Origin of the sequence: Bacillus methanolicus (assembly GCF_028888695.1) — a bacterium.
GTDB classification, from domain to species: Bacteria; Bacillota; Bacilli; order Bacillales; family Cytobacillaceae; genus Bacillus_Z; species Bacillus_Z methanolicus_B.
Window position 1 is genome coordinate 914,815 of sequence record NZ_PNFF01000001.1, and the last position, 12,936, is coordinate 927,750.

The following is a 12,936-nucleotide window of genomic DNA, read 5'->3' on the forward strand; positions in this document are numbered from 1 at the left end:
TTATACATACTTCTTTTACAGACGTGTAAAAATTGATTAGAAAATAAGAACGAAATATTATCACTTAACACTTATCCTCATTATGAAAGCATTCAATTTAACTAAATGCTTTTAGAATAATTGCTGTATTATTAGTAAATTCAAATCTATAAGATTTGTACTGCTAAATAATTTAGTTTTTAGCACATTTTACTCCCATTTTTTTGAAATTTATTAGGCGTGACCATGCCCTTTTGCCTTCTTTCTTTATATATAACAAGTGGAAAGAAGTTGGGGCAGCAAAACAAGTGTTGATTAACAATCTAATAAATTTTTAAAAGTATGCCCCAAAAAAGAAAGGGGCATTTTTTATGCGGTCGGGGAGAATTGAAGATTTCAAAGATCTATCGCAGTTTCGTGATTTGAAGGATTTCAACAATCATTTTGAACAGTGGATGACAGATTTGAAGGATCAGTTTACGAAAAGTGAAACGATCGCACTAAAGAGGCTTGTCCGTTTTTCTGCAAAGATTCCCGGGGTTTGCAACGCGAAGATTCAAACGATCGTATCTGCTACCCATCAACATTCTGAAATGGGCGGCATTAGCCGTTCCACTTTTGAACGGATGTTAAGAAAAGCGAAAAAGTTTGGCCTAATTCATATTATTCATACTCATTCTCAAAATGGCAGACAAGGTCACAGTGTTTATGTCTTTCAAAAATACCCGACAAAGCAAGAAACAGAATCTATTTTTAATGAAGCAGCAGAAGCAGAATCAATTGAAGTACCAAATAAGAAACCATCAAAGAATAAAACTATCAATCTAAAAAATAAACGTACAATGGCGTTAAACTCTTCATTTGTCAGCAATAAAATCCCATCTGCATTTACGAACCTTGTGAAATGCTTCTACGATGATGCTAAGACGATCGAGGAATTTTACAAAGTGGTTCATGTAAGCACTCGATGCCTTTCTTATTACACAAAAGAAGACAAGCTTAAATTGGCAGTAAGAGCGTTCAAGCAGCTCGTTCGGAACATGAAACTTAAAAAGACAAGGATCAAAAACGTCTTCGGTTATTATTGGGGGATTTGCAACAAAATGTTGGATGAGGAGTATTTTCAAATTCTAAAAGAGGGCTTCAATCGCTATGGATCACGTTCAGGGGAAGTTTATGAGCCATTATTCTGAAAAATGAGCCTTTATCTGAATATATGAGTCGTCGTTTCGATATATGAGCTCTCATTCCGATATATGAGCCGTCATTTCGAAAAATAAGGTTTAAATACTATGAAAATTTTTTCTCTAAATTTAAAAAAATCGAAAATATTTTAGTGATATTTCAAATTTAATCAACTAATTTATCTTTTTTTTTATCGCTTTAAAATTGACATAAATAAAACAATGTAAAATAATAACATATAAAGGGGTGTTTATGATGAAAGGTTCATTTGAAAATTGGTTTCAAAAAGATACAATTGGCCAAGCAACGCCATTAGCGATCGAACATATAGGCGGAAAACGCGAATCTGGCAATCAAAAGGATGTCCTTTTGTTAGGGATAGACTATCAAAATGATTTTTTAGAAAATGGCAGCCTTCCCGTTCCGAATTCCTTTTCAGATGTAACGAATTTTGCACGGTTCATTTACGAAAACGCTGATGCGATTGATGATATTTATATGAGCTTAGATACACATGCCACGAATCAAATTTTCCATCCGACATGGTGGGTTAATTCCGAAGGAGAACATCCGAAACCTTATACAATCATCACAAGTAAAGATGTGGAAGATGGCATTTGGAAACCAGTTTTTTATGAAAAAGAAAGCATTCAGTATTTGAAGGATTTAGAATTATCTGGTAAAAAACAATTAATGATCTGGCCGTTTCATTGTCTGCAAGGTTCATTTGGAGCATCAATAGAACCCCAGCTATCAAATGTGTTATTGGCTTATTCTTTATACAAAGGACGGAACGTCCGATATGTAACAAAAGGTCTTAATCCAATCAGTGAAATGTATGGTATTATCAAACCGGAATGCTCCAGAGAAGATTCAACGAATGAACAGTTCATTCAAGATTTATCCGAATATAAACGGATTATTATTGGTGGAGAAGCTAAATCCCATTGCGTGTTGGAGTCGGTTAAACAAATTGTTGAAAGTTTTGAATCGATCAATCATAAAGATTATACTTTATACTTATTAGAAGACTGCACTACTTCTATCCCTGGGTTTGAAGAAGAGACCGATAAAGAATTTCGGCAATTAGCTGAAAAGTACCCGATTGTTTTGACGGATTCTTCCTTAAGACTTTAAACTAAAAAATTGTCCTCATCAAAACCATACTTGACATTTATAAAAAATAATGGTAAATTTAAGTCAGCCTTTGCAATGTCTAGATTTTTGCAATAAGCTTATTCAATGTTTTAAACGATTGGATGAGTAATGTAAGTAAAGCTATACGTTGTAAACAGGTTAATATTAACACATGGCTTTTTCGAAAGCCAATAGGAGGATTTTTTTTAATGAAAAACGGTAAAGTAAAATGGTTTAACTCTGAAAAAGGTTTCGGATTCATCGAAGCAGAAGATGGAAACGACGTATTCGTACATTACTCTGCAATCCAATCTGAAGGTTTTAAAACATTAGAAGAAGGCCAAGAAGTTACATTCGAAGTAGTTGAAGGTGCTCGCGGGCCTCAAGCTTCAAACGTAGTAAAAAGATAATGAATACGGACTTTAACAGCTCAGCCATTATTGGCTGGGCTGTTTTAATTTTTGTTAAGGAAATTATAAATTTCATCTTTGTGAATAACTTTGAAATGAGTTTGTCGTAATCTGGCTCCACAAGGAACGCTTCGGAAGCGATTCTTCGCACGAAGAAAAGCGTTAGCTTTTCGAGGAGCGCCCAGCCCCTCGAGGTCACAAGCCAAATCACTCCAGAGTCTATCGACTCTTGTGTGATTCGTCTTGTGCTTGTCGGGGCTAAACGGGGCGCTTGCGCCTTTTGTTCTTTGCAGCCAAATGTTCGTCAAAAGGCCGGTTTGAGGTAGATGTTTCCATTTTTGTTTGCTATAATAAAGGGAACAAATGTTCTTTTTGCTGATTTTGCTAACGTTTTTTGTTCCTTCGTTTTGCTATAATAATAACATTGAGATTGAGAGGTGGAAGTTGTGAAATTTATACATACAGCAGACTGGCATTTAGGAAAGTTAGTGCATGGGATATATATGACAGAAGACCAGCGGGAGGTGCTCCGCCAGTTTGTGGAGCTTGTTGAAGAGGAAAAACCGGATGCAGTTGTGATTGCAGGAGATCTTTATGACCGCTCTGTTCCTCCCACAAGCGCAGTAGAGCTATTAGATGAAATATTGTTCAAAATAAATGTTGAATTAAAAACACCGATTGTGGCTGTTGCGGGCAATCATGACAGTGCTGAAAGGCTGTCTTTTGGAAGCTCCTGGTACAGGCAAAGCCAATTTTACTTGACAGGCAAACTAACGAATGATTTTCAGCCGGTACATATTAACGGCGTTAATTTCTATCTTGCTCCTTATGCTGAGCCCGGTATTGTACGCCAGCTCTTTGAAGATGATACGATTCATTCCCACCATGATGCCATGAGAGCATTGATCGGCAAAATGGAAGAGACGCTTAATCCAAATGAACCAAATGTTTTTGTGGGACATGCTTTTGTGTTGGGAGGAAAAACGTCTGATTCGGAACGAGCATTATCGGTAGGGGGTTCAGGCTGTGTCGGGGCTGAACTGTTTGAACCTTTTTCATATACGGCTCTCGGCCATCTTCATAGTCCGGATGCGCTTCAACACGAGAAAATAAAATATTCCGGGTCGCTTCTTAAATATTCTTTTTCCGAAGCCAACCAAAAAAAATCTGTATCCATCATTGAAATGAAGGAAAACGGATCCTTTACAATCCGGTACAAATCACTCAAACCAAAGAAAGATTTGAGGGAAATCGAAGGCTATATGGAAGAGCTGCTTGACCCGGCTTTCTACGAAAAACAATCGTGCGATGATTATTTAAAAGTCACCTTGCTTGATGAAGGGCCTATCATCGATCCAATCAATAAACTGCGCCAGGTCTATCCGAACGTTCTGCACCTTGAAAAAAAACTGGAGTTAACAGACGCGAAAATAAAAAAATCGTTTAATTCAATCAGAGAAGAGAAAAAATCAGAACTTGATTTGTTTGAACAATTTTATCACGAGATGACCACCTCAGAGTTTACGCCGGACAAAAAAGAAATTATGGCAGACGTCATCGAAAAAGTTCTGAAAGAGGAGGGTGTGCGATGAGGCCTTTAAAGCTGACAATGCAAGCGTTCGGCCCTTATGCCGGAAGGGAAATGATTGATTTTACATTATTAGGAAACAGGACGATGTTTGTTATTTCAGGTAAAACCGGTTCGGGAAAAACGACCATCTTTGATGGAATCAGTTATGCCATATACGGGAAAGCGAGCGGTGAAGATCGGAACGGCCCTGAACTCAGGAGCCAGTTTGCCAAAGATGATGTGTTAACAGAAGTTTCGCTCGAATTTTCCTTAAGGCAAAAGACATACCACATTATACGTTCACCCCAGCAGGAAAAACGTAAGGAACGGGGTGATGGGTATACTACTATTGGAGCAAAAGCCGAATTATACGTTTACAATGAAAAAGGGGAAAAACATCTGATTGCTTCAAATATCCGTGAAGTTGATGAAAAAATAAAAGAGATCATGCAGATAGACTCAAACCAGTTCCGGCAAATTGTCATGATCCCTCAAGGAGAATTCCGGAAGCTGCTCACATCTGACAGCAAAGAAAAAGAAGTGATTCTTCAACGATTGTTCCATACGGAAATTTATAAAAGAATTGAAGAAAAATTGAAAGAAGAAGCACTTGAGCTGAAAAACAAAGCGGAAGACCATATCTTGCAGCGAGAACGCGTTCTTCGATCGATTCATGCAGTTAACAGTCAGGAGTTAAAAGAGTATGTCGAAGCTGACAGTGTGAATGACAAACTCATAATCCCATTATTGACTGATGAGATTAAAATGATGGATAAAAGCCTTGAGCGTTTGTCAAAAGAAGGAAACGAAAAACAAGCCGAACGTGACAAGCTTCAGCAGAAATTGTATGAGGCTCAAACGATTGCGAAACAGCTTCAATCGTTAGAGGATTTAAAGGCACGAATGAACGAATTGGAGTCTCAAAGAGAGCTGTTTGAAAAAAAAGAGCAGGAAATAACGCTTGCCTTGAAAGCAGCTTTGCTTTCCCAACAGGAGCAGCTTTGCCACAGATTAAAAAACGATTTGGATCAACTCGTACAAGAAATGGAGAAGATCCATTTGAATGTGCAATCAACCGAGAAAGAGCTAACAGATAAAGAAGCAGAGCTTCAAACGGAAAAAGAACGTGAACAAGATCGTCAAGAAGCTGCCGCTCTCGTAAATCGCCTGCAAAATATTGAAAAAGATGTCCGCTCGTTCTCCGTCATTGAGAAGGAAGCAAATAAATTGCATTTTCTTTTAGATCAGGCAAAAAAGGATAAGCAGACAGCAGAAAACCTTCTATTAAAGATAGAAGAACAGATTAAAAATCTGAATCTACAAAAACAAGAATATGAAAAAAATCAGCTTTTTTATATCGAAAATGAAAGAATGCTTGAAAAGCTGGAGGCCACTTGGAACCGGCTGAATAAGTATGAACAGCTGGCAAAACGTTATAAAAAATCAGTTGCATTATTGAAGGAAAAAAATGCGGCGTATGAACATGCAAATGCCCGGTATCAAGATGCAAAAGCCTTGACAGAGTATTTAGAGGAAAAATGGCTTCAGGGACAGGCGGCAGTGCTCGCCGGACAACTTGCGCCCGGGAAAGCTTGTCCGGTTTGCGGATCGGAACACCATCCGAACCCGGCAATATTCTCTCAAGACGAGATACCTGAAGAAAAAGATTTAAAGGCAGCAAAACAGCAGGTTCTTCTGCTTGAAAAAGAAAGATCAACAGCTGAGTCAGCCTTGTTTGAAATAAAATCACAAGTTCAATCATTAGAACACTCTGTTCAAGAACAACTTTCGGAAATTATACTTGAAATCCCGGACTTTCAAAGTGAAGAGCTGGAAGCAGTAAAAGTTTCATTCGAATCGGAAAGAAAAAAGCTGACTGAAAGCCAGCTGCGTCTAAAAGAGCAACAGCATAAGCTTGTACTAATCATCGCTGAATTGGAGCAATGTGAAGAAAAAAAGGCAAAGATTCAAACGGAGATTCAACGGCTTTCATCAAAGGTTCATGAGCTGACCATTCAATTCACTGAAAAGAAAACGAATCTCGCAAGACTGTTGGAAAGCATTCCTGAACATCTTCGATCAGAAGAGAAATTTGAAACAGAGCTAAAGCGTGCATTGAACCGGAGAGACGAACTGCAAAAAAGGCTGGACCAAGTACAACAGCAATTCCAAAATGCGAAGGAAAAGTATGCAACCGAAAACGCCCGTTTTGAAACAGTGAAAAAGCAAGTGGCTGAAACAGAGAAAAAATTGGCGGCTGAAAGAGAGTCTTTTAAAAACAGCATGATTGGACAAGGGTTTGCTACTTATAAGGAGTATAGCGAGGCGAAAAAAGCAGAAACCGAAATTAAGAAACTGGAGCTTGAAGTTCGAAAATACTGGGAAGAGTACCGGTCTGTCAACGATCGCTACCTTGAACAGTCAGAAATGTTAAAGGACGTAAAAGAACCGGACTTAGACGGTTTATCGAACGAATTGAATCTATTAAACGACCAAATAAAAGAATTACAGGAACGATATACGAATCTCTTAATGAAAAAGCGGGATAACGAAGAAATATTGAAAAAAGTTTTACATATCAATGAGGAAATAAAGGCTCTTGAAGAACGGTATAAAATCATTGGACACTTATATGATATTTCACGGGGACAAAATACGTACCGGATTACATTTGAAAGGTATGTATTGGCGGCCTTCTTAGACGATATTTTAAGAGAAGCAAATATTCGCCTGGCCAAAATGACAAGCGGCCGCTATCAGCTACTAAGGAAATCGGATCGTTCAAAAGGAAATGTTCAAAGCGGACTTGAACTTCTTGTCTTTGACCAATATACAGGCCGAGAACGACATGTAAAAACACTTTCCGGCGGAGAGAGTTTTAAGGCAGCCCTTTCGCTTGCACTTGGTCTCGCTGATGTTGTTCAAAATTATGCCGGCGGAGTTTCAATAGAAACAATGTTTATTGATGAAGGATTTGGAACGCTTGACCCTGAATCTTTAGATCAGGCAATAGAAGCCTTGATCGATATCCAGAACAGCGGCCGGCTTGTTGGAATCATTTCTCACGTACCCGAGCTGAAAGAACGGATCGATGCGAGACTGGAAGTCATTGCAACCCAAAGCGGAAGCACAACCGAATTTCAGTTTGTCAATTAAGTTAGGATACAAGGGCACGCAAATATTACAGATCAAGCGTGCTCTGTTTTTCTATTCCGAATTTTGATGTTGAATATAGGAGTGATAAAATGTGTAAAAACATTGCTCTTTCCTGGAGCGGCGGAAAAGATGGATGTATGGCGTTAGACAAGCTTGTTAAGCAAGGCTATAAAATTTCTTGTTTTGTTACGACGGTTCCGAAAGAAATGGGGAGGACGTTTGGTCACGGGGAAAAAAGGGAATTGATTACGCTCCAAGGGGAAGCATTGGATGTCCCTGTTCATTTTATCGAATGCACCTTTGAAAGTTATACCGAAAGATTCATAGAATCTTTAAAAATGCTTAAAACGAAGTACAATTTAGAAGGCATTGCATTTGGTGATCTTTATTTGGATGAACACCGCGAGTGGGGAGAAAAGACAGCACACTCAAGCGGTTTAGAAGCGATCTATCCGTTGTGGATGAAACAATCGGAAGCTCTAGCTGCATTAGAAGCATTTGTACAATCAGGCTATAAAGCAAAAGTGATAAGAGTGCGGAAAGATATGCTGGAAGATTCATGGCTCGGAAGAGAGGTAAATGGCCGGTTTCTTCATGACATCGTGAAGAAGAATGTTTGCCCGATGGGGGAAGCGGGTGAATATCATACGTTTGTTTATGATGGTCCATTATTTAAGAAAATAATCAAAGTAAACGATGGAGAAGTCATTTCTTACGACCATTCGAGCAGGCTTGAATTAGAAGATGGAGTCTTAATAAATAAAAATTGAATATAAGCATAGTCTTTTATTAAGCGGGGTCTGTATTATGAGCGGACTTTGTGTAAAAAGGGGAGAAATCGTAAATGAAATGGCTGTTTTCATTTCTTGCATTGCTTGGGGGAATCGCAATCGGTTTACAGGCTGTTATTAATGGCGGACTCGGGAAAAAAGTCGGTGCAGTTGAAGGGGCTTTTATTTCGTTTGCAATCGGAACCCTCGCATTATTTTTTGTCGTGATTTTTTTCGGAAAAGGTAATATCTCTGCCGTCTCCAATGTTCCAAAATGGCAGCTGGTTGGCGGTTTACTCGGGGCTTTATATGTGTTTATCATGGTTCTTGTTGTTCCAAAAATAGGCGTGACGAAAGCTTCAATTACTGTCATAGCAGGACAGCTGCTGATTGGTGCGGTTATTGACCATTTCGGTTTGTTAGGCGGAATTCAAGTGCCGCTAGATTTTAGAAAGATACTCGCTATTTCCATGCTTTTCGGATCTTTATTGTTATTTCATTATAAATAATATTTACTTATAATGTAAGGGAATTTACCATCTAGGGGGACAAGAATGAATATAAAAAAAGTTGGGATTGATGCCGGCGGTTCTTTAGTGAAAATCACTTATGAAGAAAGCGGTGTCTTTCATTACAAAAAATATCCGATTAGCGAGCTTGCATCTGCTCTTGAATGGCTGAAAATAGTTGCACCAAATGCAAAAGTGGCTTTGACAGGGGGAAAAGCCTCAATTATGAAAGATCAATTTTTTTCTGAAGGTAAGATTGTTCCCGAATTCGAATCTACTTGTGCGGGAGCCATGTTTTTATTAAATGAGGCTGGAATCGATACTGATAATAAAATAATTATTGTAAATATCGGAACGGGAACTTCATGGTTTGTCGCAGATAAAAATAATTACACTCGCATTTTTGGGAGTGGAATCGGCGGCGGAACGTTGATGGGACTTGGTGCTTTGCTCACAGGCGAAACGGATTTTTCCAAATTGGTTGAATTAGCATCTAATGGAAATAAAGGAAATGTTGATATGTTAGTTAAAGACATCTATTATCCGCAGGAACCCCCAATTGACGGGAACTTGACTGCCAGTAATTTTGCCAAGGGTGTAGTCAATCAAAATAGTTCAAAAGAAGACAAGGCAGCTGCTGTCATTAACATGATTGGGGAAACCCTTGTTTTATTGAGCATGCAGGCAGTATCAGCCCATGGTGCGGATCGTCTTGTTTATATCGGCAGCACGCTTGCAGGGAATGAACCACTAAAACAATGTCTTTCTTCTTATAAAAAGATGGTGGGAATTGAACATGTGTTTTTAGATCATGGAGAATATGCCGGTGCGCTCGGTGCGCTCTTGCTTTTGTAAATATTTTTGTTCGAGCGGCGAAGTGAATGCTATAATAGTGTGTAATGAACATGATGAAATTCTTAAAATGGCGATCTTTTCGAGATCGTCTTATTTTTTCAGAAAACGTTCATGAGTTTTAAACTCCCAACCCTAACATGGACATAGCTTTCATTTTAAGACAAAACCAACAAAATAAGGCGGTGGAGCGAAGCCAAGCTCTAAATATTACAAAGCGAAACAAGTATCTTGCTAAAGATAAGTACCCATTTCTATCTTTGTTAGCGTAGCTCCGCCCCTTTTCCACAGCAAAAAATAAAGAAGGTGGCGCCATTGAACAAAAGGTTTTTTACAATTGGAATGGCAGGGCATATCGACCATGGCAAAACTTCACTCACGAAAGCTCTTACAAATGTTGACACAGACCGTCTGAAAGAGGAAAAAGAGCGGCAAATCTCTATTGAACTTGGTTTTGCACCTTTATACGATGATGGAGAAATTCAAATATCCGTTATCGATGTTCCCGGACACGAGCGGTTCATCCGCCAAATGATCGCCGGAGTTGCCGGAATTGATCTAGTTGTTCTTGTTGTGGCAGCTGATGAAGGAGTCATGCCGCAAACGCGGGAGCATTTGGATATACTTGGTTTTCTCGGAATCAAGAGCGGGATTGTTGCGATCACAAAAATTGACCGGGTTGAGGAAGAGTTTATTGACCTTGTCAAAGATGATATTTTAGAGGAGTTAAAAGGGACGGTTTTTGAAAACTCTCCGTTCGTATTGGTTGACAGCCTGTCGAAAAAAGGGATTGATGAGCTGAAAGGTTTGATTATACATACGTTAAAAGAGCAGGAAACAAGGGATGCAAAAGGACCTTTCCGCCTTCCTATTGACCAGGTTTTTACCGTAAAAGGCCAGGGAACGGTTGTAAGGGGTACGGTTTATGAAGGCACTGTTGAAGAAGGACAGCCTTTAATGATTCTGCCAAAAAGAATTGAAGTTCGCGCCCGCCAGATTCAAGTGCATCACCAGCCTGCTGAAAGAGCATTTGCAGGGCAGCGTGCGGCCATTAACCTTTCCGGGGTCTCAAAGGAAGATTTAGAACGGGGAGATGTTCTTGTATCATCTGAGCATTTCACCGTGACAAAAACGATCGATGTGGCGATTCGAATTGTTGAAAATCTTGAATATGAAGTGAAGCAAAGAATGCCGATCAAATGCCATATCGGTACGGCCGAAGTGATGGGACGAATCGTTTTCTTTGACCGGAACGAACTAAAGGAGGAAAACGGCGAAATTCTTTGTCAACTCCGGCTTGATGAAGAGATTGTTGCGAAACGGGGCGACCGATTTATTTTAAGGCGGCCGAGCCCGCAGGAAACAATCGGCGGAGGCTGGGTCATTGATCCAAACGGGAAAAAATATCGGTTTGGACTGAAAACAATTGAAGAGCTTGAAAAGAAGAAGGAAGGAACTCCTAAAGAACGAGTAATAAGAGCTTTAACCGATGCAACAAGTGCCGTGTTCCAGGAGCTTGCGAAGAAGACTTCCCTTGATGAAGAAACGCTAATACATGTACTGGAAGATGAAGCATTTGTTCTTTATAACGGAAAAGAATATACGTTAGCGTCAATTGTGAATGCAATTGAAGAAGAAGTTTACGGCCGTTTGAAAGAATTTCACGCGGCGTCTCCGATGAAGCAAGGGATAAATAAAGCTGAATTGCTGCAAATGCTGCAAAAAACTTTCCCTCGTACATTAATTGAGCATGTGCTGGAAAGGGGAGTTGAGAAAGGTATGTTTGGCCGCCGCGAGCAATTTGTATTTCTTGGAGAGTTCGTTCCGCATATACCTGAAAACTGGCAAAAGCGGGTAGAGAATATGCTTGAGGAATTGAAAACAGATGGCTTTAAGGTCCGTTATTTAACGGATTATATTGCGGGCGCCGGCATTCCGGACAGCCTAATTGACGACTTGAAAAAGCATTTAGAAAAACAGGGATTTATCGTACCGCTAAATGATCAGTATTATTGGCATAGCGATCATTTCAATGAAGCAGTAAAAAGGCTTAAAGAACACACCGGAACAGAATTTGAAATAGGCGATGCGAAAGAAGTATTAAACTTATCGCGCAAATATATGATCCCATTCCTTGAGCGCCTCGACGCATTCGGACACACAAAACGAGTCGAGAACAAACGAATTTGGCAATAAAAAAGGGGTCTGGCCCTCAATCGTTTAACGCGTTAAAGCGATGCGGGCCAGACCCTCAATGCGTTAAAGCAGTAAAGCGGCGTGGGACTGACCCTTTGATGCACTTTCCTTGACTTTCATTTTCTGTTGAAACTATAATGGTTACATCGAGAAGGGAAATGAGTGGTAATTAGTTGCTTTTATTTTTTTCAAATGGTTGTAACTGATTATGTTACATCTAAACCCTCTTGAGAAAATTGTTTGAAAGGAAGGATCGTATATGTCAATTGTTGTGACTGGAACTACAGGCATTTTAGGAGGTCTTGTTATTGAACACCTTCTTAAAAAAGTGCCTGCAAAAGAAATTATTGCAAGCGTTCGAAATGTGGAGAAAGCTGCAAATCTTGCCGATCTTGGCGTGGAAGTTCGTCATGGGGATTATATGGATATGGAGTCTATGAAGAAATCGTTTGAAGGAGCTTCAAAGGTGCTCTTTATCTCAAGCCCGGATACTGATAATACTCTTCGTGTCCGCCAGCATGCGAATGTCGTTCAAGCTGCAAGAGATGCGGGGGTAAAACATATTGCCTATACGGGTTATGCGTTTGGTGAACAATCTCAAGTGCCTCTTGCATTCGTCCATATGGCTACGGAATATGCAATTCGTACAACGAATATTCCTTATACTTTCCTTCGTAATTCTCTTTATATGGAAGTCTTTGTAAATCCTGGACTCAATGCAGCAATAGAAAGTGGAGAATTAGTTACAAATGCAGGAAATGGAAAACTTAATGCTGTGACTCGCAATGATCTTGCTTTGGCTGCTGCAACAGTTCTTACTGAGGAAGGTCATGAAAACAAAAGCTACAATCTTGTAAACCCGCAGCCTTGGAGCTTCGATGAGCTTGCACAAATCATCACTGAAGTAACAGGTAAGAATGTTGTGCATCGATCTGTTTCATATAATGAAATGAAGGAATACCTTGTAAAGGCCGGACTCCCGGAACCTGTCGCTGAGCTTTCTGCAGGTATTTATCAAGGAGTAGCAGAAGGTGAGACAGCAAAAACATCCGATGATCTAACAAATCTAATTGGAACCCCGACTTCGCTTAAAGAAGTTGTAAAACAAACGTTACAAGGATAAAATAACAATATTGTGTAAGAGAGGCTGACTTAAATGTAAAGGGCCAACC

At 39.5% G+C, this 12,936-nt stretch carries 10 protein-coding genes; all 10 read left to right on the forward strand.

The features are described from left to right. Window positions 1-350: 350 nt before the first annotated feature. The 10 genes from C0966_RS04670 to C0966_RS04715 all read left to right on the forward strand — a co-directional run bounded on the left by C0966_RS04670 (window position 351) and on the right by C0966_RS04715 (window position 12,887). Window positions 351-1,172 carry a hypothetical protein gene (locus C0966_RS04670; RefSeq protein ID WP_274854039.1) on the forward strand — a complete coding sequence of 274 codons (822 nt, stop codon included), beginning with the start codon at window positions 351-353 and terminating at the stop codon, window positions 1,170-1,172. Between the two features lie 247 nt (window positions 1,173-1,419). Beyond that, window positions 1,420-2,301, forward strand: a complete 882-nt coding sequence (locus tag C0966_RS04675; RefSeq protein WP_274854040.1) for a hypothetical protein — start codon at window positions 1,420-1,422, stop codon at window positions 2,299-2,301. A gap of 209 nt (window positions 2,302-2,510) precedes the next feature. Continuing rightward, window positions 2,511-2,711: a cold-shock protein gene (locus C0966_RS04680; RefSeq protein WP_248893658.1), complete on the forward strand. Its 201-nt coding sequence runs from the start codon at window positions 2,511-2,513 to the stop codon at window positions 2,709-2,711. A gap of 446 nt (window positions 2,712-3,157) precedes the next feature. After that, entirely contained in the window at window positions 3,158-4,303 is a 1,146-nt protein-coding gene (locus tag C0966_RS04685; RefSeq protein ID WP_274854041.1) for an exonuclease SbcCD subunit D, read from the forward strand. Then, window positions 4,300-7,437, forward strand: a complete 3,138-nt coding sequence (locus tag C0966_RS04690; RefSeq protein ID WP_274854042.1) for an AAA family ATPase — start codon at window positions 4,300-4,302, stop codon at window positions 7,435-7,437. The genes C0966_RS04685 and C0966_RS04690 overlap by 4 nt, the downstream gene beginning before the upstream one ends. Before the next feature lie 89 nt (window positions 7,438-7,526). Next, entirely contained in the window at window positions 7,527-8,207 is a 681-nt protein-coding gene (locus C0966_RS04695) for a diphthine--ammonia ligase (RefSeq protein WP_274854043.1), read from the forward strand. Window positions 8,208-8,281: 74 nt separating this feature from the next. Then, a complete protein-coding gene (locus C0966_RS04700) occupies window positions 8,282-8,716 on the forward strand; it encodes a DMT family transporter (RefSeq protein WP_274854044.1) in 435 nt (144 codons plus the stop codon). A gap of 45 nt (window positions 8,717-8,761) precedes the next feature. After that, on the forward strand, window positions 8,762-9,571 hold the full coding sequence (gene coaW / locus C0966_RS04705; protein ID WP_274854045.1) for a type II pantothenate kinase: 810 nt from the start codon (window positions 8,762-8,764) through the stop codon (window positions 9,569-9,571). A 312-nt stretch (window positions 9,572-9,883) separates the two neighbouring features. Then, window positions 9,884-11,764 carry a selenocysteine-specific translation elongation factor gene (gene selB / locus C0966_RS04710; RefSeq protein ID WP_274854046.1) on the forward strand — a complete coding sequence of 627 codons (1,881 nt, stop codon included), beginning with the start codon at window positions 9,884-9,886 and terminating at the stop codon, window positions 11,762-11,764. A 259-nt stretch (window positions 11,765-12,023) separates the two neighbouring features. After that, window positions 12,024-12,887, forward strand: coding sequence for an SDR family oxidoreductase (locus C0966_RS04715; RefSeq protein ID WP_274854047.1), 864 nt, complete (start codon window positions 12,024-12,026; stop codon window positions 12,885-12,887). Window positions 12,888-12,936 lie beyond the last annotated feature (49 nt).